Below are 25,528 nucleotides of genomic sequence, written 5' to 3'. Positions count from 1 at the left end.
CGAATCATCGTGGGGTGCGCATTGGGCGAAGCGCCTGCCGAGCGCCGCGAGGTGGACGCATGAGCAGTACCACCGCCACCCTTCGGATCAGTCTGCGCTCGCTGGCCGCGCACAAGCGCCGGCTGGCCGGGACGTTCACCGCGATCCTGCTCGGGGTGAGCTTCCTGACCGGCACCCTGGTGCTCGGCGACACCCTGCGCGGGAGCTTCGACTCCCTCTTCGCCGATGCCAACCGCGGCACCGACGCGGTGGTGCGCAGCGCCGACGTGATGGACACCGAGAACACCTTCGGCGGCGTCCGCGCCCCGGTGGACCTCGCGCTGGCGGACCAGCTGCGCCAGGTGCCCGGGGTCGCGGCGGCCGAGCCGGCCATCCAGGGCTCCGGCCAGCTGATCGGCAAGAACGGCAAGGCGGTGGGCGGCCAGGGGCCGCCCACGCTGGCCGGTTACTGGCAGCCGGACAGCGGGCTCAACCCGTACCGGCTGGCCGAGGGCCGGGCGCCGCAGCAGCCGGGGGAGGCGGTGATCAACCGGGGCGCGGCCAAGGCCGGCGGGCTGGGCATCGGCGACTCGACCATCCTGCGCGCCCCCGACCCGGTGCCGGTGACGATCGTCGGCATCGCGACCTTCGGCGCCTCGGCCGACGGCATGGGCCAGAACACCTACACCGGGCTGACCCTGGCGGACGCCGAGCGCTACCTGACCCCGAAGGGGCAGGGCCAGGCCACCTCGATCCAGTTCCGGGCCGAGGGCGGCGTCTCCCAGCAGGAGCTGGTGAAGGCGCTGACGGCGAAGCTGCCGGCCGGGCTGGAGGCGGTGACCGGGACGAAGGTCTCGGAGGAGGCCACCGCGCAGGTGTCCAGCCGCTTCCTGACCATGTTCACCACCCTGCTGCTGGTCTTCGCGGGCATCGCGCTGCTGGTGGCGACCTTCACCATCCACAACACCTTCGCCATCGTGGTGGCGCAGCGCACCAGGGAGAACGCACTGCTCCGGGCACTGGGCGCGGCCCGCGGCCAGGTACTGGGGGCGACCCTGGCGGAGGCGGTGGTGGTCGGGCTGGCGGCCTCGGCGGCCGGAGTGCTCGGCGGGATCGGGATCGCGGCCGGGCTGACGTCGCTGTTCAAGGTGATCGGCTTCAGCCTGCCGACCGGCAGCCTGGTGATCGGCGCCGTCTCGGTGGCCCTGCCGCTGCTGGTGGGCACGGTCACGGCGGTCGGCTCGGCGGTCGCGCCGGCGGTGCGGGCGGGCCGGACGGCCCCGCTGGCCGCGATGCGGGCGGTGGCGGTGGACGGCGCGGCCGACGGCCGGGCCGGCCGGGTCCGCTGGACCGCCGGCGCGCTGATGGTCGCGGCCGGGGTGGCCGCCACGGTGGTCGGCGCCACGGACGGCCCCTCGGTGGGGCTGACCGCGGGCGGGGCGGTGGCGACGCTGCTCGGTGTGGTGGTGCTCGGTCCGGTCTTCGCGACCTTCGTGGTGCGGGTGCTGGGCGCGCCGCTGCCGAGGCTGCGCGGCATGCCGGGTGTGCTGGCGCAGCGCAACGCGACCCGCAATCCGAAGCGGACGGCCGCGACGGCCAGCGCGCTGATGGTCGGGGTCACGGTCGTCTCGCTGTTCACCGTCTTCGGCGCCTCGATCAAGGCGACCATGGACGACACGGTGAGCCGGACCTTCGCCGGGGACCTCGCGGTCTCCACCGGCGGCTTCCGGGCGGGGGCGCTCAGCCCGAAGCTGGCGGACGCGGTGGCCGCCCTGCCGGAGGTGCGGCAGAGCGTGGGCCTGGGCCGGGGTGTGGCGCGGGTGGACGGCCACGGCCGGACCCTGGACGTCACCGACCCGGCCCGGCTGGCCGGGATCGTGGACCTCGGCCGGGTGGACGGTTCGCTCCAGCTGGGCACCGACGGCCTGGCGGTGTCCCGGTCCGAGGCGGAGAAGCAGGGCTGGCAGGTGGGCACGACCGTGCCGGTGCGGTTCAGCGACGGCACCGAGACGCCGTTCACGGTGAGGGCGCTGTACCAGGGCAGTGAGCTGGCCGGCGACTACCTGGTCACCCGGGAGGCGTGGGCCCCGCACAAGGGCCAGGACTCCGACTCGCTGGTGGCGGTGGCGCTCAAGGACGGGGTCTCGCTGTCGGCCGGCAAGGCGGCGGTGACGGCGGCGGCGGTGCCGTTCGGCGACCCGAAGGTGCAGACCCGGGCGGAGTACGCGAAGGACTCGGCCTCGGTGGTCGACATCATGCTCTCGGTGGTCTACGCACTGCTGGCGCTGGCGGTGCTGATCGCGCTGCTGGGGATCGCCAACACGCTGACCCTGGCGGTGCACGAGCGGACCAGGGAGCTGGGCCTGCTGCGGGCGGTCGGCCAGACCCGGAGCCAGCTGCGCGCGATGGTGCGCTGGGAGTCGGTGCTGGTGGCGCTGTTCGGCACGATCGGCGGCCTGGGCCTGGGGGCGTTCCTGGGCTGGGCGCTGGTCCGGGCGGCGGACACCGAGGGGACGGGCAGCTTCGCCGTCCCGCCGCTCCAGCTGTCCGTGGTGCTGGTGGCCGGGCTGGTGGCGGGTGCGGTGGCCGGTCTGCGGCCGGCCCGCCGGGCGGCCCGGCTGGACATCCTGCGGGCGATCGCGGCGGGCTGACGGCCGCCGCCGCGCACACCGGAGCCCGGGCCCCCCGACCAACGGGGCCCGGGCTCCGGACGTGTGCGCGGTGCCGCGGGGCTCAGGCCGCCGCGGGCAGCTCGTCCAGGCCCTGCTGGACCAGCGCGGCCAGGCGGTCCAGGGCCTCGTCGGCGCCCTCGGCGTCGGAGGCCAGGACGACCTCGTCGCCGCCCTGCGCGCCGAGCGCCAGCAGGCCGAGCATGGAGCCGGCGTTGACCGGGTTGCCGCCCGGCTTGGTGATGGTGATCGGCACGCCGGTGGCCGCGACGGCCTTGACGAAGACGGAGGCGGGACGGGCGTGCAGGCCCTCGGCCCAACCGATGGTGACGCGGCGCTCGGCCATGAGACGTGCCTTTCCGGTGAAGCTGGTCATGGCCGCGATGGGGGGAACGGCCATGTTGTCTAGACCAGTGTTGCACGCAGCCGACCCCTGCGAGTCGCCGCGTTCGGGAGTTGTGATTGTTTCTTTCAGAGCCATAAACGGCGCATAATCCCCGTTCAGAGGCCCTGCCCACCCTGCCGTGAACGCACGCCCGGCGCCATTCGGCCCGCCGCCGGATAACCTGACGATCGTGGACGACTCCGCGGCACCGCACCCCGAGCAGGACCCGACGCCCGCCCGGACGGAGGCCCGCCACGACCACGGCCCGACCGGCCCGGACTACCCGCAGCACTGGGAGGCCGACGTCCTGCTGCGCGACGGCGGCACCGCCCGGATCCGCCCGATCACCCCGGCGGACGCGGGCCGTCTGGTCGAGTTCTACGAACAGGTGTCGGACCAGTCCAAGTACTTCCGCTTCTTCGCGCCCTACCCCCGGCTCTCCGCCAAGGACGTCCGGCGCTTCACCCACCACGACTTCGTCCACCGGGTCGGCCTCGCCGTCGTCGTCCGCGACCGCTTCATCGCCACCGTCCGCTACGACCGGATCGACGCCGACGGCCGCCCCTCGGAGACCGGCACCGACGCCGAGGTCGCCTTCCTGGTCCAGGACGCCCACCAGGGCCGGGGCGTCGCCTCCGCCCTGCTGGAGCACATCGCCGCGGTCGCCCAGGAACGCGGCATCCGTCGCTTCCAGGCCGAGGTGCTGCCGGAGAACCGCAAGATGGTGAAGGTCTTCACCGACGCCGGCTACGTCCAGCGCCGCAGCTTCGCCGACGGCGTGGTCCACCTGGAGTTCGACCTCGAACCCACCGCCGCCTCGCTCGCCGTCATGCGGGCCCGCGAGCACCGCGCCGAGGCGCGCTCCGTCCAGCGGCTGCTCACCCCGCGCTCGGTGGCCGTGATCGGCACCTCCCGCAACCCGCAGACCGTCGGCCGGACGCTGCTGCGCGACCTGCTCGGCGGTTTCGCCGCCGCCGACCGCCCGGTGTACGCGGTGAACCGCAGCGCCCCGCCCGGCACCGAACTCGACGGCCTCCCGGTGCACCGCTCGATCCTGGAGATCCCCGGCCCGGTCGACCTCGCCGTGATCGCCGTGCCCGCCCCGGCCGTGCCCCAGGCGGTCGCCGAGTGCGGCGCGCACGGCGTCCAGGGCCTGGTGGTGGTCACCGCCGGCTACGCCGAGACCGGCCCCGAGGGCCGCGACCGCCAGCGCGCCCTGGTCCGCCAGGCCCGGGCGGCCGGCATGCGGGTGATCGGCCCCAACGCCTTCGGCCTGATCTCCACCGACCCGGAGCACCCGCTGAACGCCTCGCTCGCCCCGGTGCTGCCCGCCCGGGGCGCCTTCGGCGTCTTCTGCCAGTCCGGCGCGATCGGCGTCGCCCTGCTGGAGGCCGGCCACCGGCGCGGCCTCGGGGTCTCCTCCTTCGCCTCGGTCGGCAACCGCGCCGACGTCTCCGGCAACGACTTCCTCCAGTACTGGGCCGAGGACCCGGCCACCGAGGTCGTCCTGCTCTACCTGGAGTCCTTCGGCAACCCCCGCAAGTTCACCCGGATCGCCCGCCGGCTCGCCCAGGCCAAGCCGGTGGTCGTGGTGAAGGGCGCCCGCCACACCGGCAGCCTGCCGCCCGGCCACGCCGTCCCGGCCACCGCGACCGGCCTGCGGGACGCCACCGTCGACGCCCTCTTCCAGCAGGCCGGCGTCACCCGGGTGGAGACCATCACCGAGCTGTACGACACCGGCGACCTGCTCGCCCACCAGCCGCTGCCGCCCGGCGACCGGGTCGCGGTGGTCGGCAACTCCGACTCCCTCGGCCTGCTCACCCACGACGCCTGCCTCTCCGCCGGCCTGCGCCCGCGCACCCCCGTCGACCTCACCACCGCCGCCACCGGTGAGAACTTCCGGATCGCCCTGGACACCGCGCTCACCGATCCCGGGGTGGACGCGGTGATCGCCGTCGCCATCCCGCCGATCGGCAGCCAGTCCTGGGGCGCCCGCCCGGCCGGCCGCCCCGCCGGCCCGGACGGTCCCGGGGCCGGCCCCGAGGTGGGGTCCGACGATCCGGAGATCGCCGCCGCCCTGCTCGCCGCCGGCGAGCGCGCCCGGGCCGCCGGCAAGCCGCTGCTCCTCGCCCACCTGGCCCTGACCGACCTGCCGGACCGGCTGCGCCCCGGTGGCATCCCCTCCTACCCCGCCCCCGAGCGGGCGGTCCGGGCCCTCGCGCACGCCGTCCACTACGCCGACTGGCGCCGCCGGATGGCCGAGGCCGAGGAGACCGCCAGGGTCCCCGAGCTCGAGGGCATCGACGAGGCGGGCGCCCGCGCCCTGGTCGACGCCGCGCTCGCCACCCGCCCCGCGGTCGCCGCCCGCACCCAGCCCGGCGGGGCGCGGATCACCCTGCCCGACCCCGAGGCGGCCGCGCTGCTCGGCCGCTACGGCATCGACGTCTCGCCGACCCTGCCCGCCCCGGACGAGGAGAGCGCGGTGCGGGCCGCCGCGGCCCTCGGCTACCCGGTCGCGCTCAAGGCCACCGCCCCGCACCTGCGCCACCGCCCCGACCTCGGCAGCGTCCGGCTCGACCTGACCGGTGAGGCCGGACTGCGGCACGCGCACCGCGAGCTGGACGAGCTGCTCGGCGGCGCCGCCCAGGCCGCGCTGGTGGTCCAGCGGCTCGCCCCCCGCGGCGTGGACACCGTGATCGGCGCCACCGTCGACCCGGCGGTCGGCGCGATCCTGTCCTTCGGTCTGGCCGGCGCCCCCGCCGAACTGCTGGGCGACGTCGCCCACCGACTGGTTCCGGCCACCGACCAGGACGTCGCCTCGCTCGTCCGCGAGGTGCGGGCGGCCCCGCTGCTGTTCGGCTGGCGGGGCGCCGAGGCGGTCGACACCGACGCCCTGGAGGAACTGCTGCTGCGGGTGTCCCGGCTGGTGGACGACCTGCCCGAGGTCGCCTCGGTCGACCTCGAACCGGTGGTCGTCGCCCCGCACGGACTGGCGATCCTGGGGGCGCGCGTACGCATCGCGCCCCTGCCGGTCCGCAGTCTGGGCCCGCGCGCCATGAGCACGCTGTAACCTTCCTTGGTTGCGTCCGGACCCGGGCGCCGTTGTCCGAAGCTCGGCGCCGCACCGCCCGCTTCGTCGGCGGACCATGCCAGGATGGAGTTATGGCGAAGACCGGTACCACCACCACACAGGACCTGCGTTCCGCGATCGAGCGCAGCGGCTACTACCCGGCCCTGGTGTCCGAGGCGGTCGAGTCCGCGGTGGGTCCCGAGCCGATCAGCTCCTACCTGGTGCACCAGGAGACCACCTTCGACGCCAACGAGGTGCGTCGGCACGTCACCGTCCTGGTCCTGACCCCGACCCGTTTCGTGGTCAGCCACACCGACGAGCAGACCGGGGACGGGAGCAGCCCCGCCGTCCCGCTCGCCACCACCTCCACCGAGAGCGTCCGGCTGGACCGGATCAACTCCGTGGTGGTCAGCCGGATGGTCGCCAACCCGGAGACCTACACCCCGGGCACGCTGCCCCGCGAGGTGGTGCTGACCATCGGCTGGGGCGCGGTCCAGCGGCTCGACCTCGAACCGGCCGGCTGCTCCGACCCGAACTGCGAGGCGGACCACGGCTACACCGGCTCCGCCACCGCCGACGACCTCTCCCTGCGGGTCAGCGAGGCCGGCGACGGACCGGAGACGGTGGCCCAGGCCCTGGTCTTCGCCCGTGCCCTCTCCGAGGCGACCGTCACCAGCGGCCCCCGGGTCTGACCCCGCCCCGGACGAGCCGCACAGACCCGCGCCGACCCGCCCCCACCGCGCCGACCGGCGCCGACCCGCACGGTCGCGCGCCGACCGCCGCCGACCCGCCGCCGTCCGGACACCGCCCGCCACGGGTCCGGACCGCGCCGGCCAGCCAGGAAGCCACCCCCGCCACCATGCCCTTCGCCCCCGACGGCCACGACGCCTTCGAGCTCCTCGACCCCGCCACCGCGCCCGCGCCGCCCTACGGCAGCGGCTCGCTCTGCGATCTGCTGCCCTCGGTGGCGGCCGGCCTCGGCGTGCCCGGCTTCGGCGCCGCGCTGCCGCTCGCGCCCGCCGACCGGGCGGTGGTCTTCCTGGTCGACGGCCTCGGGTGGGAGCTGCTGCTGCGCCATCCCGAGTACGCGCCGTTCCTCTCCTCGCTGACGGCCGGCTCGCTCGGCGGCACCGGCCGCCCGCTGACGGCGGGTTTCCCGTCCACCACCGCCACCTCGCTGGCCTCGGTCGGCACCGGCACCCCGCCCGGTCTGCACGGCCTGGCCGGCTACACGGTGGCGGTGCCCGGCGCCGGGCACCTGATGAACCAGCTGCGCTGGCAGCCGCCGACCGATCCGGCCGGCTGGCAGCCGTACCCCACCGTCTTCCAGCAGGTGCACGCCGCCGGGGTGGCCACCGCCCAGGTGTCCTCCCCGCTGTTCGCGCAGACCCCGCTCACCCGGGTCGCGCTCTCCGGCGGCACCTTCCTCGGCCGCACCACCGGCGAGGAGCGGATGGACCGGGCCGCCGCCTGGCTCGCCGAGCACGACCGCGCGCTCGTCTACACGTACGTCAGCGAACTCGACGGCGCGGGCCACCGCTTCGGGGTGGACTCGGACGAGTGGCGGATGACCCTGGACGCGGTCGACCGGCTGGCCCGCCGGCTCGCCGAACAGCTGCCCCCGCGCTCGGTCATGTACGTCACCGCCGACCACGGCATGATCGACATCGCCCCCGAGGACCGGATCGACTTCGACGAGGACTGGGAGCTCGGCGCCGGCGTCGCGCTGCTCGGCGGCGAGGGCCGCGCCCGCCACGTCTACGCCGTCCCCGGAGCCGCCGCCGACGTCCACACGGTCTGGAGCGAGGTGCTCGGCGACCGGATGTGGGTGGCCACCAGGGACCAGGCGATCGAGGCCGGCTGGTTCGGCCCCGCGGTGGACGACCGGGTCTACCACCGGATCGGCGACGTGGTCGCCGCCGCCCGCGACGACATCGCCGTCGTCGCCTCCCGCAACGAGCCCGGCGAGTCCGCGATGATCGGCCTGCACGGTTCGATGACCCCGGTCGAGCAGTTCGTGCCGCTGCTCGAATTCCGCCGCTGAACTCCCCCGACCTGAAAGGCCCTCGCACCACCCATGGCTGAACTGGTGTTCTTCTCCGGCACGATGGACTGCGGGAAGTCGACCCTCGCGCTCCAGATGGACCACAACCACGCCGCCCGCGGCCGGCAGGGGATCATCCTCACCCGCAACGACCGGGCCGGTGCGGCCACCATCTCCAGCCGGCTCGGTCTGCGCGCCGACGCGGTCGAGGTGGCCGACGAGTTCGACTTCCACGCCCATGTCGTGCACCGGCTCTCGGCCGGCGGCCGGGTGGACTACCTGATCTGCGACGAGGCCCAGTTCTTCGACCCCGCGCAGATCGACCAGCTCGCCCGGGTGGTCGACGAACTCGACATCGACGTCTTCACCTTCGGCATCACCACGGACTTCCGCACCCGGCTCTTCCCCGGCTCCCAGCGGCTGATCGAACTCGCCGACCGGGTCGAGGTGCTCCAGGTCGAGGCGCTCTGCTGGTGCGGAGCCCGGGCCACCCACAACGCCCGTACCGTCGGCGGGGTCATGGTGGTCGAGGGCGCGCAGGTCGTCATCGGCGACATCTCCGTGCGCGAGGACGAGGTCGGCTACGAGGTGCTCTGCCGCCGGCACCACCGCCGTCGGCTGACCGCGGCCACCGCCCGCGCCGCCGTGCTCTCCCCGGACGTGCTCCCCTTCGAGGAACAGCAGGCCTGAGCCGCGCCGTCAGCCGGCCTGCAGGACCGAGAAGTGCCCGCCGCGCGGGTCCGCCAGCCGGGCCGCCCGGCCGCGCGGCGTCCCCTGCGGTTCCACCAGCACCCGGCCGCCCAGCTCGACCGCCCGGCGGGCCGTCAGATCGACGTCGGACACCGCGAAGTGGGTGCGCCAGCGCGGCGGGTGGCCGCGCAGCTCGGCGCCGTGCCGGATCCCGGCCACCGGCCGGCCGCCGACCAGCAGGGCCGACCCGCCCTCGGCCTCGGCCACCGGCACCCCGAGCACCGCGCGGTAGAACACGGCCGCGCCCTCCGCGTCCGGGGTGAGCAGCTCGGCCCAGGCCGGTCCGCCCGGCCCCGGCCCGCTCTCCCGGCCGAGGTGCTCCTCGCCCTGCCAGAGCCCGAACACCGCGCCGGAGACGTCGGCCGCGATCGCCAGTCGCCCGGCCCGCTCGGCCTGGAGCGGTCCGACCGCGACCGTGCCGCCGCACTCCCGCACCAACTGGGCCGCGCGGTCCGCGTCGTCCACCGCGAAGTAGCTGGTCCACTGCACCGGGAAGCCGGCCACCGCGGACAGCCCGAGCCCGGCCACCGGCTCCTCGCCGAGCCGGGCCCGGACGTACTCGCCGAGCTGGGCCGGTCCCGGGGCGAAGGTCCAGCCGAGCAGTTCGCCGTAGAAGGCCCGGGCGCCGGGCAGGTCGTCGGTCATCAGGCTGACCCAGCACGGGGTGCCCTGGGCCAGCCGGAGTGTCAGCGCGGGCATGACAGGTCTCCTCAACGGGCGGTCGGCGCACGAAACGGCGCAGTGAGGGTGATGCTTCCACCGTGGCGCTCGTCGAACCCTCGGGCCGCGCGGAAAGTCCGGCAAAGAGCGCACAAAGAGCGCCACCCCGCCGGGGCGCTCCGGTCCTGCGCCAGAATGACCGCCATGACCACCCTTCACGATGACTCCCCGCTGGTGTCGGTGACCGGTTTGCGGGAGTCGCTCGACTCCGGGCGCCCGCCGATCCTGCTCGATGTGCGCTGGCAGCTCGGCGGTCCGCCCGGCATCGAGGACTACACCGCCGGCCATCTGCCCGGCGCCCGTTTCGTCGCCCTCGGCACCGACCTCGCCGCCCCGGCCGGCCCGCCCGGGCGCGGCGGCCGCCATCCGCTGCCCGACCCGGAGGAGTTCGGCGCCGCGCTGCGCCGCCTCGGCGTCTCGGCCGACCGCCCGGTGGTGGTCTACGACGGCGCCACCTCGCTGGCCGCCGCCCGCGCCTGGTGGCTGCTGCGCTGGGCCGGCCACCCGGACGTCCGGGTGCTGGACGGCGGCTTCGCGGCCTGGCAGGAGGCCGGCCTGCCGGTCACCACCGAGGTGCCGCCCGCCGGGGACGGTGACTTCAAGCCGGTCCCGGGGCAGCTGCCGGTGGTCGACGCGGACGGCGCCGCCGCCTGGGCCCGGGAGGCGCTGCTGCTGGACGCCCGGGCGGGGGAGCGCTACCGGGGCGAGACCGAGCCGATCGACCCGCGCGCCGGCCACATCCCCGGCGCGGTCTCCGCGCCGACCACCGAGAACGTCGGTCCGGACGGCCGCTTCCGCCCGGCCGCCGAACTCGCCGCCCGGTTCCGGGATCTGGGCGCGGGGGAGCGGGGCACCGCCGTCTACTGCGGCTCCGGGGTGACGGCCGCGCACCAGATCCTGGCGCTCGCGGTGGCCGGGCTGCCGGCCACCCTCTACCCGGGCTCGTGGAGCGAGTGGTCCAGTGACGCGGCCCGCCCGGTCGCCGTCACCGACCAGCCCGGCTGAGCCCGCCGACGCCGAAGGCGCGGACGACCGGGTCGTCCGCGCCTTCGCACCGCTCTGCCGCGCCGCGGTCCTGCCGCCCCGCGGTGCTACTCCTGCTTCTTGCGCCGGCTGCCGAAGACGATCTCGTCCCAGCTCGGCACGGTGGCCCGGCGCCCGGGCCGCACACCGTCGGCCTCGGCCTGACGGTCGGTGGTGCCGACCAGCCGCTCCCGGTGCGGTGCCACCGCCCGGGGCATCAGGATGTCCGCGTACGCCGAACCCGCGCCGACCGCCGGGGCGGCGGCCGCGGGCTCCGCGACCTCCTCCTCGGCCACCTCGGCGGGCACCGGCTCGATCGGCGGCGGCGCGCCGACCGCGAGGTCGCCGCGGAAGGCGGGCACCACGTCCAGCAGGCTGGTCAGCGAGTCCCGGGACTCGGCCGTCGCCTCACGGGACTCCCGCACCTCGCGGGCCGACATGATCCGGTCCGCCGAGGGCCGGTCGATCATCGGGCGCAGCGGCCGGTCGTGGGGGAGTCGGGCGATCCGCGGGATGAACGGGAAGACCGAATCGTCCTCGCGCTCGACCGACTCGCCGATCAGCGCGCGGGCCTCGTCGTCGTTGGGCTGCACCAGCCGCCGGGGCGGGTCGTACGTCCAGGCCGCACTGCGGCCCTCGCCGTCGGCCCGGTAGGAGAGGATGACCTCCCAGGTGCCGTCGTCGCGCCGCCAGGAGTCCCAGCGCTCGGTCTCCTTCTCGGCGCCGCGCAGCGCCAGCCGCTCGGAGACCGCCTCGCCCAGCTGCGGGCCGGGGGCCTCGCCGTGCCGGCGGATCGCGGTCTTCCGGGCCCGCTCGGCCATGAAGGCGCGCTCGGCCAGCACCGGACCCTCGAAGCGGCGGACCCGGTCGACGGAGATGCCGGCGGCCTGGGCGACCTCCTCGGCGGAGGCACCGGCTCGTATCCGCGCCTGGATGTCCCGGGGGCGGAGGTGGCTCTCGACCTCGATCTCGATCTGGCCGAGGCGCGGCCGGTCACCACGGATGGCGGCCCGCAGCCGCTCGTCGATGGGGAGGGTGTACTCGGTGCTGTCGGCAGCCTTGAGCACCAGCCGTGTGCCGTCGTTGCTGACGGCCACAACCCGCAGTTCGGGCACGCTTACCTCCCGGGTGGTGCCTGCCGACGTCACCTGCGTCGCTGCTCCCGTACTGAGTGTGGCCTGCCCACTCGCGACTGGCCACAACCTTGCTGAGTTCCCCGGCGTGTCGGGCTTACGCCCGGCCACACCGCTGTGGCACGGTTGCCTTTTTGCCACGTCATCCGTCGACGTCGCGCCTGGGTGCCCCGACCGTCCTCGCACGTGGAGTGACGCGACGATCCGGGACCGGTGTCGCCGTGCGCGCCTGCGCCACCACTCCTTGTCAAGCTGCCGGTTGATGGGCAGTCGACAAGTCGACCTGGGCTCAGGCTTTACGAACAGTACTCCATTCGTGGCATCCGAAGGGGCGGCTCGCCGCTCAAGTCTCCCGCGATTCACGGGAATCTCAAGAGCACACGACCCCAATGGCCGAGGATCGACCGATGAACGGTGATCATCTTCACATATATCTCTCGCGGAGAACCGCATTTTCGACCCTTGTGTCCTTCTTTGGGCAGGATGGAGTGACTTGTTCGAAGGACAGTCGTACTGACGCGAGGGATGTCGATGCCGGAGCAGAAGCCCGAACGGGGCGCGGCGGAGGAAGGTCGCAGGCGAATTGATCTGAGTGCGACTCAGGTCGCCGCCAGCGCGCTGGCCACCGTGGTGGGGGCGGTGCTGGCGTCCGAACTCGGGGTGTACGGAACCATTCTCGGCGCGGCGGTGGTGAGTATCGGCGCGACCACCGGCGGGGCGCTGTTCCAGCACCTCTTCCGGCGCACCGGCGAGCAGCTGCGCGGCGCGGTCGACCGCGCCGCCGGTCCGGGGCAGCTCGCGAACGGTCTGCGGCAGGCGCCGGAGCCGGACCGGGCCGACCCGGTCCCGCCGCCCGGTCCGGACGGGTGGAGCGCGCCGAGACTGCTCCGGGCGCGGCGCCGGCGGAGCCGGTGGACGTACGCGGCCGTCTCGGCCCTGGTGTTCACGGTCGCGATGGTGCCGATCCTCGCCTTCGAGCTGGCGACCGGCCGACCGGTGTCGGCGACGGTCCAGGGCGAGTCGGGCACCGGCACCTCGCTGGGCGGCCGGGTCGACCGGAAGCCGCCGGGCGACGCGCCGCCCTCCGGGCCGGCGGCCGTGCCCTCGCCCTCCGCGGGCCGGGACGGCGGCGCCTCCGGCCGGCCGGCCCCCGGTGCCCGTCCGGGCGAGGACGGCGAGGGGCCGTCCTCCGCCCCGACGGCCTCCCCGTCCTCCGGCGCCCCGGGCGGTTCCGGCGCCACGCCGTCCGCGCCGGCCTCGGGCTCCCCCTCGGCCCGCCCCTCCGGCGAGCCCTCCGCCCCGGCCACGTCCCCGGCGCCGTCCGGCGGCGGGAGCGCCTCCGCGAAGCCGTCCGGCGGCGCGGTCCCGAAGCCCCCGGACCCGACCACCGCCGTCGTCCCCCCGCCGGCGGCCCCGGACCCGGCGACCACGCCCCGGGCCCCCCAGGTGCCGCCGGCACCCCAGGCGTCCTAGGCGCCCAGTACCCGGCGCAGGTAGTCGTTGCCGAAGCGGCGGTCCGGGTCGAGCTCGTCGCGCAGCGCGGTGAAGTCCGCGAAGCGCGGGTAGACCCCGGCGAGGTACTCGGCGTCCCGGGTGTGCAGCTTGCCCCAGTGCGGCCGGCCGCCGTGTTCGGTCATCAGCCGCTCCACCGCCGTGAAGTAGCCCTGCTCCGCGGTGCCCCGGTACAGGTGGACGGCGATGTAGGCGGTGTCCCGGCCGTGGGCGGTGGAGAGCCAGACCTCGTCGGCCGGGGCGAACCGCACCTCGACCGGGAAGCTGATCCGCCAGCGGGACCGCTCGACCAAGGCCCGCAGCTCGCGCAGCACCTCGCCCACCGAGGCACGCGGCACCGCGTACTCCATCTCGACGAAGCGCACCTTGCGGGGGCTGGTGAAGACCCGGTGGGCGGTGTCGGTGTAGCTGCGGTCCGACCAGGCCCGGCTGGCCAGCGCGGCGATCGTCGGCACCGAGGCGGGGAAGCGGCGCCCGACCCGGCAGGCGCCCTCCCAGACGGTGTTGGAGAGGAAGTCGTCCTCCAGCCACTCCTTGAACCGGGGCAGCGGAGCGGCCGGCCCCTGGCTGCGGTTGTTGCGCTTGGTGGAGCAGCGGTCGGTGTGCGGGAACCAGTAGAACTCGAAGTGCTCGTTGACGGCGGTGAGGTCGTCCAGCCGGTGCAGCACCTCGTCGAAGCGCATCGGCTGCTCGTGCGCGGTGAGCAGGAAGGCCGGTTCGACGGCGAGGGTGAGCGCGGTGATCACGCCGAGCGCGCCGAGGCCGAGCCGGGCGGCCTCGAACAGCTCCGGGTCCGCGGCGGGGGAGCAGTGCCGGACGCTTCCGTCGGCGAGCACGATCTCCAGCCCGCGGATCTGGGCGGCCAGCGACCCGGAGTCCCGGCCGGTGCCGTGGGTGCCGGTGCTGGTGGCGCCGGCCACGGTCTGCACCTCGATGTCGCCCATGTTGGTGAGCGAGAGGCCCGCGGCGGCGAGCAGCCGGTTGAGCCGGTGCAGCGGCAGTCCGGCCTCGACGGTGACGGTGCCGTTCTCGTGGTCGATCCCGCGGACGGCGGTCAGCCCGTGCGGGCGGACCAGGACGCCGTTGCCGGCGGAGGCGATCGCGGTGAAGGAGTGGCCGGAACCGACCGCCTTGACGGTCTCGCCCCGGTCGGCGGCGCGCAGGATCTCCTTGGCCAGTTCCTCCGCACTGCCGGGGGTGACCACCCGCGCGGGCACGGTGCTCTGGTTGCCCGCCCAGTTGGTCCAGCGGGTGCGGGCAGCGGTACTGGCCTGGGGCATTGCGGCGCCTCCTGCTCCGTGGCCGAACGGGCTTCGGCTCACCTCGTTCCCTACCCGCGGGTAGGCCGCGGGTAGGGAGGAGGGTAAGTCAGGTCAGCGTCCGAGGTCCACGGTTTCGGTGGACGCGGGGCTGCCCGGTTCGGCGTCCAGCCCGGCCCGCAGCCGCTTGAGTCCGGCCGCCGCCGTCAGGACGCCGAACAGCCCGGCGGTCAGCGGGACCCAGTAACCGGCCGCTGCCCCCGCGGCGTCGATCGTCCAGCCGCCGACCGAGGAACCGATCGCGACGCCGATCGCCAGCCCGGTGGTCGTCCAGGTCATGCCCTCGGTCAGCTGGGCGGGCGGCACCAGCCGCTCGACCAGGGCCATCGCGGTGATCAGGGTGGGGGAGATGGCGATGCCCGCGATCAGCAGCGCGCCGCCGACCGCGACCAGGCCGCCCACCCCGCTCACCGCCTCGGCGACCAGCAGCAGCGGCACCATGCTGACCGCCATGAAGACCACCCCGCCGAAGAAGCGGCTCGCCATCGACCCGGTGAGCTTCAGGGTGCCGAACACGAAGCCGGCCACGCAGGAGCCGAGCGCCCAGAGCGCCAGGATCACGCTGGCGAGCGCCTTGTGGCCCTGGGCCTCGGCGTAGGCGACGGTGACCACCTCGACCGAGCCGAAGATCGCCCCGGTGGCGACGAAGGTCAGCACCAGGACGACCAGGCCGCCGTTCAGGATCGCGCTGCGGCCGGTGTGGGCGTGCGCGGGATGCAGCGGCGGCTCGGTCCGCCGCTGCGCGGTGAACAGGGCGATGCCGACGGCGAGGAAGACCCCGGCGAGCAGGACGCCCGCCTCCGGGAAGACCGCGGTGGCCAGTCCGATCGACAGGATCGGGCCGACGATGAAGCAGACCTCGTCGACCACCGCCTCGAAGGAGTAGGCGGTGTGCAGCTTCGGCGCCTCGTCCCGGTACAGGTGCGCCCAGCGCGCACGGACCATCGCGCCGGTGCTGGGCATCCCGCCCATGCCGACCGCGAAGACGAACAGCGTCCAGGTCGGCGCCGAGAAGTGGGCGCACAGCAGCAGTCCGGTCGCGGCGGCGATCGTGATGACGGTCGCCGGCACGGCGACCCGGCGCTGCCCGTGCCGGTCCACCAGCCAGGAGACCATCGGCCCCAGGATCGCCGCCGAGACCGCCAGCGTCGCCGACACCAGGCCCGCGATGCCGTACGAGCCCCTCAGCTGGGAGAGCATGGTGACGATGCCGATGCCGGTCATCGAGATCGGCAACCTGGCGATGAAGCCGCTGGACGAGAAGGCCAGAGTGCCGGGGGCGGCGAATATCTGGCGGTAGCTGGACAGCACGGGAGCTCCGCAAATCGGGGGTAAGGGACGAGGCTGGTCTCAACAGCTTACGAACCTTGGCAATCGGTATTTTCCGGACACCGGGCGCCGTCCCGGCGTCGGCCCCGGGGCCCACAGTGGCAGGATCGGTCCCATGTCCGACGTGCGCAACACCTCCCTCACCGGCGCCGCCCCGTACGACGCCCTGCTGCTGCTCTCCTTCGGCGGGCCCGAGGCCCCGAGGACGTCGTGCCGTTCCTGGAGAACGTCACCCGCGGCCGGGGGATCCCCAAGGAACGGCTCCGGGAAGTGGGCAAGCACTACTTCCTGTTCGGCGGCGTCAGCCCGATCAACGAGCAGAACCGCGACCTGCTGGCCGCGCTGCGCAAGGACTTCGCCGAGCACGGCCTCGACCTGCCGGTGTACTGGGGCAACCGGAACTGGGCGCCCTACCTGGTCGACACCCTGCGCGAGCTGGCCGCCGACGGGCACCGCCGGATCGCCGTCCTCGCCACCAGCGCCTACGCCGGCTACTCCGGCTGCCGCCAGTACCGGGAGAACCTCGCCGACGCGCTGGCCGCCCTGGCCGCCGAGGGACTGCCGGAACTCCGGGTCGACAAGCTGCGGCACTTCTACAACCACCCCGGCTTCGTCGAGCCGATGACCGAGGCCACCCTGGCCGCCCTGGACCGGCTGCCCGAGCGGACCAGGGCCGGCGCCCGGCTGGCGTTCACCACCCACTCGATCCCCGACACCATGGCCGAGACCTCCGGCGCCCCGGACGACCCGGCCCGGGGCCGCCCGGGCGGTGCCTACGTCGCCCAGCACCTGGACGTCGCCCGGCTGGTCGCCGCCGCGGTCGCCGCTCGCACCGGCGTCGCGGACCGCCGCTGGGAGCTGGTCTTCCAGAGCCGCAGCGGCGCCCCGCACATCCCGTGGCTGGAGCCCGACATCTGCGACCACCTCGAGGCGCAGCACGCCGACGGCGCCCCGGCCGTGGTGATGGTCCCGATCGGCTTCGTCTCCGACCACATGGAGGTCAAGTACGACCTCGACACCGAGGCGACGGCCAGGGCGGCCGAACTGGGCCTGCCGGTCGCCCGGGCCGCCACCGTCGGGGCCGACCCCCGGTTCACCGCCGCCGTCCGCGAGCTCGTCCTGGAGCGGGCCGCCGCCGAGCGCGGCGAGCCGGTGTCCCGCTGCGCCCTGGGCGCGCTCGGGCCCAGCCACGACGTCTGCGCGGTGGCCTGCTGCCCCAACCCGCGCGCGCCCCGCCCGGCCGCCGCCGAGCGCTGAGCGCCCGGTCCCGTTCCGAACCGTCCCGGAGGAGAACCCGTGTCCAGCCCCGCCGTGCCCGACCCCGCCCTGCTCGACGAGCTGCTCGACGTCGCCCTGGACGCCGCCCGCCGGGCCGGGGCGCTGCTGCTCGACGGCCGGCCCGCCGACCTCGGTGTGGCCGGCACCAAGAGCAGCCCGGTCGACGTGGTGACCGAGATGGACCTGGCCTCGGAGAAACTCGTCCTGGAGTTGATCACGGCCCGCCGGCCCGAGGACGGCTACCTCGGCGAGGAGGGCGCGGAGCGGCCCGGCACCAGCGGTGTGCGCTGGGTCGTCGATCCGCTCGACGGCACGGTCAACTATTTGTACGGGCTGCCCTCCTGGGCGGTCAGCGTGGCCGCCGAGCTGGACGGGCACGCCGTGGTCGGGGTGGTGTACGCCCCGGCGCGCGGCGAGCTCTTCCACGCCGTGATCGGTCGCGGGGCCCACCGGGACGGACAGCCGCTCTCCACCCGCCCGGCGCCGCCGTGGGGCCAGGCACTGATCGGCACCGGCTTCGCCTACGTCCGCGAGGTGCGGGTGCGGCAGGCCGAGGTGGTGCTCGCCCTGATGCCGGAGGTGCGCGACATCCGGCGGGCCGGCGCCGCGGCCGTGGACCTCTGCGACGTCGCGGCGGGCCGGTTGGACGGCTACTACGAGCGCGGGCTGGCCCCCTGGGACCGGGCGGCGGGCTGCCTGATCGCGGCCGAGGCCGGCGCCCTGGTCGGCGGCCGCCCCGGGCACGGCCCGGACGGCGAGCTGACCGTGGCCGCCGCGCCCGGGGTGTACGAGCCGCTCCAGGAGCGACTGGCCGCCCTGCGGGCCTGGGCCGACCGGTAGGGCGTCTCTGCACCTTCCCGCCGGATGTCGCGACGCGAACGTGCAGACGCGCCCCGACGCCACCGGGCCCGCCCGCGCGACGGCGGGCGGGCCCGGTGGCGGTTCCGGCCACGAGGGGCAGCGAAGAGCCCTGACATACGGGGGATGCCAGGGCCTGGGTTTTCGCACGGCCCCCGTAGGGCCGCTGGTGCCGGAGGTCCGGCGACGGGTCGGGCGGTCGGAGGATCAGGCGGCGGTGCGGTGGCGCTCCAGCACCGTGTCCACGCCGTGCTCGGCGGCGAGACGGCGCAGATCGTCCAGCTCGGACTGTTCCACCTCGGCGAGGAACTCGTCCCCGGCCTCGATCGCGCGGTGCAGGTCCTGCTCGGCGTTGGCGATGCGCTGCAGGATTCCGGCGGTGAAGGCGTCCATACGGGCCCCCTTACTGTGTCGGACGTGCACGGTCGTGCGCCCCCTGCCCCAGGTGTGCGGTAGCCAACGGAAGCGTCCGATCCGGTTCGGTGAAGATGTCCGGTCGGGCGCGGAGACGGCCCTCGGCCGCTCCCGTGACGCCCCGAGCCCCAGGGCCGGCGCGGATGAACGCACGGCGGGTGGGTGCGATCGGCTCAGAAACCGGATCGCGGGTGTGCAGCTGTCCTCCCCGCCCCCGGGGCGGGGAAACCTCCTGCCGCGAGAAAGTTGCCCGCGTCACAGTCCAACCGGACTGTTCCCGCCACGAACCCCTGTGCGAACCCCTGTGCGGACCCCGGCCGCGGACCCCCCGTCGCGGAACCGCCGCGCGCCCGGCACCGTCCGGCGGCGGACCTGCCTCCGGGGCAGCTTATCGCTGCTTTACCGCAGGACCAGGCAGGATGGAGGCACCGTCGGAGCCGTGCGTCCGCCTCCGGGGCCGGCCTGGAGAAGGGACAACGACCGTGCGGGTTCTCGTCGTCGAGGACGAGCAGCTGCTCGCCGAGGCAGTCGCCACGGGTCTGCGCCGCGAGGCGATGGCCGTCGACGTGGTGTACGACGGGGAGGCCGCGCTCCAGCGCATCGCGGTCAACGACTACGACGTGGTCGTCCTCGACCGCGACCTGCCGCTGGTCCACGGCGACGACGTCTGCCGCAGTGTGGTCGAGCAGGGCCTCGCCACCCGGGTGATCATGCTGACCGCCTCCGGCGACATCAGCGACCGGGTCGAGGGCCTCGAGATCGGGGCGGACGACTACCTTCCGAAGCCGTTCGCCTTCAGCGAACTCGTCGCCCGGGTCCGCGCCCTGGGCCGCCGCGCCACCGTCCCGCTGCCCCCGATCCTGGAACGGGCCGGCATCTCGGTCGACCCGGGCCGTCGCGAGGTCATCAGGGACGGCCGCCCGGTCCAGCTCGCCCCCAAGGAATTCGCCGTCCTGGAGGTCCTGATGCGGGCCGGCGGCGCCGTCGTCTCTGCCGAGCAGTTGCTCGAGAAGGCCTGGGACGAGCACACCGACCCGTTCACCAACGTCGTGCGCGTCACCGTGATGACCCTGCGCCGCAAGCTCGGCGACCCGCCGGTGATCGTCACCGTGCCCGGGTCCGGCTACCGGATCTGACCGGACCCGCCCCCACCCCGCGCCCGCCCCCCGGCGGACGCCCCGAGAGGACCATCATGACCACCCCGCCCTCGGCCGGCGGGCCCTCCGGCGCGCCCTCCGGCGGGCGCGCCGTGCCCGGCCGGCCCGTCCCGCCCAAGCCCTCCCAGCCGCCCCGCGCGCCCCGGCTGCACCAGCCCGAGAGCTACGTGCCCGGTGACGGCATGCTCGCCTGGCTGCCCTTCCGCCCGACCATCCGGATCCGGCTCACCCTGCTCTACGGCGGGATGTTCCTGATGGCCGGGGTGGCGCTGCTGCTGCTGATGTACGTCTTCGTCCGGCAGGGCTTCCGCGACAGCCAGGTGCCGAACATCTCGATCCACTCCGACGTGCCGTTCACCTTCATCACCCCGGACGGGCAGCAGGTGTCGGCCCAGGGCTTCAACAACTGGCTGGACGCCTTCCAGCTGAACCAGGCCAACACCGCGCTGAACACCCTGCTGCGCAAGACCCTCACCATGCTGGTCTGCCTGGCCGCGATCGCCTTCGCGGCCGGCTACGCGATGGCCGGCCGGGTGCTGCGCCCGCTCGGCCGGATCACCCGCACCGCCCGTGAGGTCGCCTCCTCCGACCTGCACCGGCGGATCGAGCTGGACGGCCCGGACGACGAGCTCAAGGAGCTCGCGGACACCTTCGACGACATGCTGGAGCGGCTGGACCGGTCCTTCGACTCCCAGCGCCGCTTCGTCGCCAACGCCTCGCACGAGCTCCGCACCCCGCTCGCGATCAACCGGACCCTGCTCGAGGTCCAGCTCTCCGACCCGGCCGCCTCGGCCGACCTCCAGCAGCTCGGCAAGACCCTGCTGGCCACCAACGAGCGCAGCGAGCAGCTGGTCGAGGGCCTGCTGCTGCTCGCCCGTAGCGACAACGAGCTGACCGACCGCCGTCCGGTGGAGCTGTCCGAGGCGGCCACCCGGGCGCTGGAGCAGACCCGCTCCGAGGCCGCCAAACGGGAGGTCGACCTGCGCGCCACGCTGCACCCGGCGATGGTCGCGGGCAACGGCATCCTGCTGGAGCGGATCGCGCTCAACCTGCTCCAGAACGCCGTCCGCTACAACTCCCCGGACGGCTGGGTGGAGATCACCACCGCCCCGGTCCCCGGCGGCGGCGAGCTGGTGGTCTCCAACACCGGCCCGGTGGTGCCCGGCTACGAGCTGGAGCACATCTTCGAGCCGTTCCGCCGGGTCAAGGGCGCCGACCGCACCCGCAGCGACAAGGGGGTCGGCCTCGGCCTCTCGATCGTCCGCTCGGTGGTCCGGGCGCACAACGGCACCATCGAGGCGACCCCGCGCGCCGGCGGCGGCCTCACCATGCGCGTGCGCATCCCCGGTATCTAGCGGGCGCTCCCGGCACCCCTCCCGCACAGAGGCCGCACCGGGCAGCTCCCGGAGCCGCCACGACCCCTTCACGGCCCTTCTCGGGCCCGTCCGCCGCCCAGCCCGGGCCAGCTCCGTGCGCGGACCGTTCCCAGCCGCCCCCGCCAGGCATGTCAAGACGACATAAGCCCTGGCGGGGGCGGCTTGTCTTTTCCGGCCCGGGCAACTTACGGTGTCGTAACCTACGCAACCGTAAGTGCGGTTGCCCCCAGTACTCCGGTGTGCCCGTCCAACGCGCTCCTCCGGCGCGTGACCTCCCCCAGGAGCCAGACCCGTGACCATCGCCCCCGTGCAGCGCAGCGCCTCGCTCGGTTCGAGCGCCTGGACCGACGCGCGACTGATCATGGCCCTCGAAGAGGTCGTCGAGAAGGAGCTCGAGCGCCACCTCAAGGTCGCCAAGGAGTGGATGCCGCACGAGTTCGTGCCCTGGAGCCGCGGGCGCGACTTCCCCGGCGTGCTGGGCGGCGAGGCCTGGGAGCCCGGCGACTCCAAGGTGACCCCGCTCGGCCGGGTCTCGCTGGTGGTCAACCTGCTCACCGAGGACAACCTCCCGAGCTACCACCACGAGATCGCGACCATGTTCGGCCGCGAGGGCGCCTGGGGGACGTGGGTCCACCGCTGGACGGCGGAGGAGGGGCGGCACGGCATAGCCATCCGCGACTACCTGCTCACCACCCGGGCCGTCGACCCGGACGAGCTGGAGCGGGCGCGGATGTCCCACATGGCCGAGGGCTTCGTGTCCGACAACGCGCACAGCATGCTGCAGTCGGTCGCCTACGTGGCCTTCCAGGAGCTCGCGACCCGCATCTCGCACCGCAACACCGGCCACTACGCCGGCTGCCCGCTGGCGGACCAGCTGCTCGCGAAGATCGCCAACGACGAGAACCTGCACATGGTCTTCTACCGGAACCTGCTGAAGGCCGCCCTGGAGATCGCCCCCGACCAGGCCATGCGGGCGATCGCCGACGTGGTGACCGACTTCCGGATGCCCGGCCACGGCATCCCCGGCTTCGAGCGGGCCGCCGCGCAGATCGCCCTCGGCGGCGTCTACAACCTCCGCATCCACCACGACGACGTGCTGCAGCCCGTGCTGCGCCACCTCAAGGTGATGGAGATCGGCGGACTCGGCCCCGAGGGCCTGCGGGCCCAGGAGGAGCTCGGCGTCTTCCTCGGCGGGCTGGACGCCCAGGCGACCAAGTTCGACGAGCGGCAGGCGGCCCGGCTGGCGCGCATCGCGGCCCGGCAGCAGTAGGCCGGGCGGCGGGTGCCCGTCCGGACGCTCCGGCGGGCACCGCGGCAGACGTACTGGCTTGGGCGGATTTTCCATGGTTTGCCCAGCCCGGAGCCTAACGTGACCAAGGTCACACCGTGTCGCTCCGGGGGATCGGGCAACCCCGGAGAGTGATCATCGTTCGGGCCCCCGCGATTGCCGTCCGTGACCGGAACGGCGATCGGACGCGGGGCGAAGGATCGGCTCCCCGCCCTGGTGGGCAAGGGAATTGGCGGGCGCGCGGGGGACCTTCGCTTACGGAGTGTGTCTGCCGGGCGCTCGCCGACCCGCTCCGGCGATGGCCCTGCGTGAGGCTCCGGGAGCCCAAGTGGATCATCCCGGCGGACCCCCGGCCGGGTGTCGATTGAGTAACAGGGCTTGAAGTAAGGCAAAATCTCCGCCTCGGGTCGGGCACAAGACCGACCCCCCATGCGTTACGTGCGCTGGAGATACCGCACACACCGCACAACCCGGAGGGGGAGAGCGAAATATGGCTACCGACTACGACACCCCACGCAAGACCGACGACGAGCTCAACGAAGACAGCATCGAGGAGCTCAAGGCCCGCAGGAACGACAAGGGCGGCAACGCGGTCGACGTCGACGAGTTCGAGGCGGCCGAGGGCATGGAGCTCCCCGGCGCGGACCTCTCGAACGAGGAACTCTCCGTCCGGGTGCTGCCGCGGCAGGCCGACGAGTTCACCTGCATGAGCTGCTTCCTGGTCCACCACCGCAGCCAGCTGTACAGCGAGAAGAACGGCAACCCGATCTGCCGGGACTGCGGCGCCTGAGGACCAGGGCGTCATGACTCGGGCCTCGCGGTGTCCGCGAGACCGGTGCGACGCCCCTTCCGGCCCCGGGCAGCGGGGCCGGACGGCAGCTCCGGCGTCCGTCCCGACGGACGCACCAGTCGTACGGGCGGACGGAAGCGCGTCTCCCGGAGACGCCGAGGGACGGTACCGCGAGGCGGTACCGTCCCTCTCCGTCTGTTCCGGCCGGGGCCGGGCGTCGGCCCCGCGGGCCCCGCTCAGGCGCGGGCGTTCCGGCGGGCCTCTTCCAGGGCCTCGGCGAGCTTCATCGGCGAGCGGGTGGAGAGGTAGAGGTAGGGCGTCGGGTCGGTCGGATCGCTGACCTCGACCCGGAGCGCGGTCGGCACGTAGCTGCGCAGCAGCATGAAGGCCCGCGGGTCGGCCTTGGGGCCGCGCCAGGCCGCGGCCTCGGCCGGACCGAGCGCGTGGGCGGCGCCGAGGGCGTCCACCGGGATCCGGGCCGGGCCGGCCACCAGGGAGCCCTGGACCACCCGGATCCGGGCGGAGCCGTAACTGCTGATCGCGGCGGCGCCGGCGGCGATGCCGACCACCAGCCCGACCAGGGCGCCCACCGCGCTGATCCGCAGCAGGATCAGGGCGAGCGTGAGGCCGATCAGGACCGGGAACAGCCACCAGGAGCGCGGCGCGGTGAGGCGTTCGTCGTACATGCCCCCCATTGTGGGCGTCGATACACCGGGCTCCCGACGCAACCCCCGCTCCCGGCACGGCTACCGGTCGGTAGGGTTGGGCGCCGTGACCGGTTCGACTGCCCCCACCGCGCCCCTGACCCCCGCCGCCCCCAGCGAGTCCGCGGCCCCGGCCCACCCGGCGTCGCCCGCGACGCCCCCGCCGGAGGCCGTCCTCCCGCCGCGCGCGCCCGAGGCCCCGGCCCCCGGCACCCGCCTCGGCTCCCACTACGAGCACTGCTTCGGCTGCGGCCCGCAGCACCCCGGCGGACTGCGGATCGACGCGGTCGCCGGGACCGGCCTCGACGTCACCGCCGAGTTCACCGTCCGCCCGGAGCACCAGGGCGGCCCCGGGCTGGCCCACGGCGGCCTGCTCACCACGGCCATGGACGAGACCCTCGGCACCCTCAACTGGCTGCTGCACGTCCCCGCCGTCACCGGCCGGCTGGAGACCGACTTCCTCTCCCCGGTGCCGGTCGGCTCCACGCTGCACCTGCGGGCCTGGATCACCGGCGCGCACGGCCGGAAGATCTACAGTGCCGCCGAGGCGCGGATCGGTGGGCCCGACGGCCCGGTCGCCGTGCGCGCACGGGCACTCTTCATCCAGGTGAAGCTGGAACACTTCACCAAGCACGGTCGTCCCGAGGACATCGAGAAGGTCCTCGACGACCCGGACCTGATGCAGCGCGCCCGAACCTTTGAGGTGAACCCTTGAGCACCACCCCCCGCGAGCCCCTCGACGTCCTGATCCGCCGGCTCGACCCCGAGCTGCCGCTGCCCGAGTACGCGCAGCCCGGCGACGCGGGCGCCGACCTGCGGACCACCGTGGACGCGGAGTTGGCCCCCGGTGAGCGCGCGGTGCTGCCCACCGGCATCGCCATCGCGTTGCCCGACGGCTACGCGGCGTTCGTCCACCCCCGGTCCGGACTGGCAGCTCGTTGCGGTGTTGCTCTGGTGAACGCCCCAGGGACGGTCGATGCCGGGTACCGTGGAGAGATCAAGGTGATCGTCGTCAATCTGGATCCGCGCGAGGCCGTCAGCTTCCGCCGAGGGGACCGGATCGCCCAGCTGGTCGTCCAGCAGGTCGAGAAGGCCCGCTTCCACGAAGTGGCCGAGCTGCCGGGGTCGGCACGGGCCGAGGGCGGGTTCGGGTCGACCGGTGGCCACGCCGCGGTCTAGGCTGCCCGCGGCCTCGCAGGAAGCCGAGCAGGTATTCGCATCGGTCTTGGACCGGGAAGGACAGTGACCGTGTTCCGTCGTCGCCAGAAGAGCGAGGACGCTGTCGAGCAGCTCGCCGACGACGCCATCAGCGCCGACGAGACGGCCGATGACGTCGAAGGTTCCGCCGAGAGCGAGAACGTGACCGAGCTGGACCCGACGGACCGGGTCGGCCTGCCGCCGGCTCCGCGTCCGGACGGTCCGTGGGACCACTCCGAGCTGGAGAACCCGGAGGAGGGCCGCGTCGACCTCGGCGGCCTGCTGGTCCCCGGTGTCGAGGGCATGGAGCTCCGGGTCGAGGTGGCCGGCGACTCGATCGTGGCCGCGACCCTGGTCCTCGGCAGCAGCGCCATCCAGCTCCAGGCCTTCGCGGCCCCCAAGTCGGAGGGCATCTGGGGCGAGGTCCGTGAGGAGATCGCCAACGGCATCACCTCGCAGGGCGGCCTCGTCGAGGAGGAGGAGGGCCCGCTGGGCTGGCACCTCCGCGCCCAGGTCCCGGTGCAGCTGCCGGA

22 protein-coding genes and 1 pseudogene (1 of these 23 only partly in view) are annotated in these 25,528 nt (G+C 74.4%); 16 read left to right on the top strand and 7 right to left on the bottom strand.

Annotated features, from left to right (window positions below; all coding sequences use genetic code 11):
• Nucleotides 1-59 precede the first annotated feature (59 nt).
• Nucleotides 60-2,630, top strand: a complete 2,571-nt coding sequence (locus BLU95_RS13405; RefSeq protein ID WP_093860225.1) for an ABC transporter permease — start codon at nucleotides 60-62, stop codon at nucleotides 2,628-2,630.
• 82 nt (nucleotides 2,631-2,712) lie between these two features.
• Here the strand turns inward: BLU95_RS13405 and BLU95_RS13400 are convergent, their stop codons facing one another.
• A complete protein-coding gene (locus BLU95_RS13400; protein ID WP_030396570.1) occupies nucleotides 2,713-2,994 on the bottom strand; it encodes an HPr family phosphocarrier protein in 282 nt (93 codons plus the stop codon).
• Nucleotides 2,995-3,223: 229 nt separating this feature from the next.
• Between BLU95_RS13400 and BLU95_RS13395 the strand changes: the two genes are divergently transcribed.
• From BLU95_RS13395 to BLU95_RS13380, 4 genes are all read left to right on the top strand, one after another.
• Nucleotides 3,224-6,103 (top strand): bifunctional acetate--CoA ligase family protein/GNAT family N-acetyltransferase, encoded by a 2,880-nt coding sequence (locus BLU95_RS13395; RefSeq protein ID WP_093860224.1) that lies wholly within the window; start codon nucleotides 3,224-3,226, stop codon nucleotides 6,101-6,103.
• Between the two features lie 92 nt (nucleotides 6,104-6,195).
• Entirely contained in the window at nucleotides 6,196-6,795 is a 600-nt protein-coding gene (locus BLU95_RS13390; protein WP_093860223.1) for a DUF5998 family protein, read from the top strand.
• 167 nt (nucleotides 6,796-6,962) lie between these two features.
• On the top strand, nucleotides 6,963-8,147 hold the full coding sequence (locus BLU95_RS13385; RefSeq protein WP_093860222.1) for an alkaline phosphatase family protein: 1,185 nt from the start codon (nucleotides 6,963-6,965) through the stop codon (nucleotides 8,145-8,147).
• A 33-nt stretch (nucleotides 8,148-8,180) separates the two neighbouring features.
• On the top strand, nucleotides 8,181-8,837 hold the full coding sequence (locus BLU95_RS13380; RefSeq protein ID WP_093860221.1) for a thymidine kinase: 657 nt from the start codon (nucleotides 8,181-8,183) through the stop codon (nucleotides 8,835-8,837).
• Nucleotides 8,838-8,846: 9 nt separating this feature from the next.
• Here the strand turns inward: BLU95_RS13380 and BLU95_RS13375 are convergent, their stop codons facing one another.
• The gene (locus tag BLU95_RS13375; protein WP_093860220.1) at nucleotides 8,847-9,596 is read right to left on the bottom strand and encodes a VOC family protein; all 750 of its coding nucleotides are present in this window, start codon (nucleotides 9,594-9,596) and stop codon (nucleotides 8,847-8,849) included.
• A gap of 165 nt (nucleotides 9,597-9,761) precedes the next feature.
• On the opposite strand from BLU95_RS13375, the gene BLU95_RS13370 reads away from it, so the two are divergent.
• A complete protein-coding gene (locus BLU95_RS13370; RefSeq protein WP_093864854.1) occupies nucleotides 9,762-10,622 on the top strand; it encodes a sulfurtransferase in 861 nt (286 codons plus the stop codon).
• A gap of 86 nt (nucleotides 10,623-10,708) precedes the next feature.
• Here BLU95_RS13370 and sepH read toward each other — a convergent pair whose 3' ends face one another.
• Nucleotides 10,709-11,788 carry a septation protein SepH gene (gene sepH / locus BLU95_RS13365; protein ID WP_093860219.1) on the bottom strand — a complete coding sequence of 360 codons (1,080 nt, stop codon included), beginning with the start codon at nucleotides 11,786-11,788 and terminating at the stop codon, nucleotides 10,709-10,711.
• 516 nt (nucleotides 11,789-12,304) lie between these two features.
• Between sepH and BLU95_RS13360 the strand changes: the two genes are divergently transcribed.
• Nucleotides 12,305-13,246 (top strand): hypothetical protein, encoded by a 942-nt coding sequence (locus tag BLU95_RS13360; RefSeq protein WP_159424882.1) that lies wholly within the window; start codon nucleotides 12,305-12,307, stop codon nucleotides 13,244-13,246.
• Here BLU95_RS13360 and BLU95_RS13355 read toward each other — a convergent pair.
• Both BLU95_RS13355 and BLU95_RS13350 read right to left on the bottom strand, forming a co-directional pair.
• Nucleotides 13,243-14,565 carry a D-arabinono-1,4-lactone oxidase gene (locus BLU95_RS13355; protein WP_093860217.1) on the bottom strand — a complete coding sequence of 441 codons (1,323 nt, stop codon included), beginning with the start codon at nucleotides 14,563-14,565 and terminating at the stop codon, nucleotides 13,243-13,245. The two genes, BLU95_RS13360 and BLU95_RS13355, sit on opposite strands and share 4 nt — an antisense overlap.
• A gap of 93 nt (nucleotides 14,566-14,658) precedes the next feature.
• Nucleotides 14,659-15,915, bottom strand: coding sequence for an MFS transporter (locus tag BLU95_RS13350; RefSeq protein WP_093860216.1), 1,257 nt, complete (start codon nucleotides 15,913-15,915; stop codon nucleotides 14,659-14,661).
• A gap of 133 nt (nucleotides 15,916-16,048) precedes the next feature.
• Between BLU95_RS13350 and BLU95_RS13345 the strand changes: the two are divergent.
• Nucleotides 16,049-17,190 (top strand): annotated as a pseudogene (locus BLU95_RS13345) (ferrochelatase).
• A 54-nt stretch (nucleotides 17,191-17,244) separates the two neighbouring features.
• Entirely contained in the window at nucleotides 17,245-18,051 is an 807-nt protein-coding gene (locus BLU95_RS13340) for an inositol monophosphatase family protein (protein WP_093864853.1), read from the top strand.
• A 225-nt stretch (nucleotides 18,052-18,276) separates the two neighbouring features.
• Here BLU95_RS13340 and BLU95_RS13335 read toward each other — a convergent pair whose 3' ends face one another.
• Nucleotides 18,277-18,462, bottom strand: coding sequence for a hypothetical protein (locus BLU95_RS13335; RefSeq protein ID WP_030301315.1), 186 nt, complete (start codon nucleotides 18,460-18,462; stop codon nucleotides 18,277-18,279).
• Between the two features lie 503 nt (nucleotides 18,463-18,965).
• Between BLU95_RS13335 and BLU95_RS13330 the strand changes: the two genes are divergently transcribed.
• The 4 genes from BLU95_RS13330 (at nucleotide 18,966) to BLU95_RS13315 (ending at nucleotide 23,094) form a co-directional block, all read left to right on the top strand.
• Nucleotides 18,966-19,619, top strand: a complete 654-nt coding sequence (locus BLU95_RS13330) for a response regulator transcription factor (RefSeq protein ID WP_030396557.1) — start codon at nucleotides 18,966-18,968, stop codon at nucleotides 19,617-19,619.
• A 56-nt stretch (nucleotides 19,620-19,675) separates the two neighbouring features.
• The gene (locus BLU95_RS13325) at nucleotides 19,676-20,995 is read left to right on the top strand and encodes a sensor histidine kinase (protein WP_093860215.1); all 1,320 of its coding nucleotides are present in this window, start codon (nucleotides 19,676-19,678) and stop codon (nucleotides 20,993-20,995) included.
• A 382-nt stretch (nucleotides 20,996-21,377) separates the two neighbouring features.
• Nucleotides 21,378-22,286 carry an acyl-ACP desaturase gene (locus tag BLU95_RS13320; RefSeq protein WP_093864852.1) on the top strand — a complete coding sequence of 303 codons (909 nt, stop codon included), beginning with the start codon at nucleotides 21,378-21,380 and terminating at the stop codon, nucleotides 22,284-22,286.
• A gap of 508 nt (nucleotides 22,287-22,794) precedes the next feature.
• The gene (locus BLU95_RS13315; RefSeq protein WP_030396554.1) at nucleotides 22,795-23,094 is read left to right on the top strand and encodes a DUF4193 domain-containing protein; all 300 of its coding nucleotides are present in this window, start codon (nucleotides 22,795-22,797) and stop codon (nucleotides 23,092-23,094) included.
• Between the two features lie 236 nt (nucleotides 23,095-23,330).
• Here BLU95_RS13315 and BLU95_RS13310 read toward each other — a convergent pair whose 3' ends face one another.
• Nucleotides 23,331-23,780 carry a DUF3093 domain-containing protein gene (locus BLU95_RS13310; protein WP_400749871.1) on the bottom strand — a complete coding sequence of 150 codons (450 nt, stop codon included), beginning with the start codon at nucleotides 23,778-23,780 and terminating at the stop codon, nucleotides 23,331-23,333.
• 115 nt (nucleotides 23,781-23,895) lie between these two features.
• Between BLU95_RS13310 and BLU95_RS13305 the strand changes: the two genes are divergently transcribed.
• The 3 genes from BLU95_RS13305 to BLU95_RS13295 form a co-directional block, all read left to right on the top strand.
• Nucleotides 23,896-24,513 (top strand): PaaI family thioesterase, encoded by a 618-nt coding sequence (locus BLU95_RS13305; protein ID WP_231978753.1) that lies wholly within the window; start codon nucleotides 23,896-23,898, stop codon nucleotides 24,511-24,513.
• On the top strand, nucleotides 24,510-24,977 hold the full coding sequence (gene dut, locus BLU95_RS13300) for a dUTP diphosphatase (protein WP_093860213.1): 468 nt from the start codon (nucleotides 24,510-24,512) through the stop codon (nucleotides 24,975-24,977). The genes BLU95_RS13305 and dut overlap by 4 nt, the downstream gene beginning before the upstream one ends.
• A 69-nt stretch (nucleotides 24,978-25,046) precedes the next feature.
• Nucleotides 25,047-25,528, top strand: partial view of a DUF3710 domain-containing protein gene (locus tag BLU95_RS13295; RefSeq protein ID WP_093864850.1) — the 5' portion only. Its footprint extends 322 nt past the window's final position; the window shows 482 of its 804 coding nt (coding positions 1-482); its start codon is at nucleotides 25,047-25,049; the stop codon falls past the right edge of the window.

Origin of the sequence: Streptomyces sp. TLI_053 (assembly GCF_900105395.1) — a bacterium.
GTDB lineage: Bacteria > Actinomycetota > Actinomycetes > Streptomycetales > Streptomycetaceae > Kitasatospora.
Note: the sequence above shows the minus strand (reverse complement) of the source record. Positions and strands in the feature narration are given on the sequence as shown.

Coding starts and splice junctions, on each gene's coding strand:
- BLU95_RS13405 (WP_093860225.1), top strand. CDS start 60: ATGAGCAGTACCACCGCCACCCTTCGGATCAGTCTGCGCTCGCTGGCC.
- BLU95_RS13400 (WP_030396570.1), bottom strand. CDS start 2,994: ATGGCCGAGCGCCGCGTCACCATCGGTTGGGCCGAGGGCCTGCACGCC.
- BLU95_RS13390 (WP_093860223.1), top strand. CDS start 6,196: ATGGCGAAGACCGGTACCACCACCACACAGGACCTGCGTTCCGCGATC.
- BLU95_RS13385 (WP_093860222.1), top strand. CDS start 6,963: ATGCCCTTCGCCCCCGACGGCCACGACGCCTTCGAGCTCCTCGACCCC.
- BLU95_RS13380 (WP_093860221.1), top strand. CDS start 8,181: ATGGCTGAACTGGTGTTCTTCTCCGGCACGATGGACTGCGGGAAGTCG.
- BLU95_RS13375 (WP_093860220.1), bottom strand. CDS start 9,596: ATGCCCGCGCTGACACTCCGGCTGGCCCAGGGCACCCCGTGCTGGGTC.
- BLU95_RS13370 (WP_093864854.1), top strand. CDS start 9,762: ATGACCACCCTTCACGATGACTCCCCGCTGGTGTCGGTGACCGGTTTG.
- BLU95_RS13360 (WP_159424882.1), top strand. CDS start 12,305: ATGCCGGAGCAGAAGCCCGAACGGGGCGCGGCGGAGGAAGGTCGCAGG.
- BLU95_RS13355 (WP_093860217.1), bottom strand. CDS start 14,565: ATGCCCCAGGCCAGTACCGCTGCCCGCACCCGCTGGACCAACTGGGCG.
- BLU95_RS13335 (WP_030301315.1), bottom strand. CDS start 18,462: ATGGACGCCTTCACCGCCGGAATCCTGCAGCGCATCGCCAACGCCGAG.
- BLU95_RS13325 (WP_093860215.1), top strand. CDS start 19,676: ATGACCACCCCGCCCTCGGCCGGCGGGCCCTCCGGCGCGCCCTCCGGC.
- BLU95_RS13320 (WP_093864852.1), top strand. CDS start 21,378: ATGGCCCTCGAAGAGGTCGTCGAGAAGGAGCTCGAGCGCCACCTCAAG.
- BLU95_RS13315 (WP_030396554.1), top strand. CDS start 22,795: ATGGCTACCGACTACGACACCCCACGCAAGACCGACGACGAGCTCAAC.
- BLU95_RS13310 (WP_400749871.1), bottom strand. CDS start 23,780: ATGTACGACGAACGCCTCACCGCGCCGCGCTCCTGGTGGCTGTTCCCG.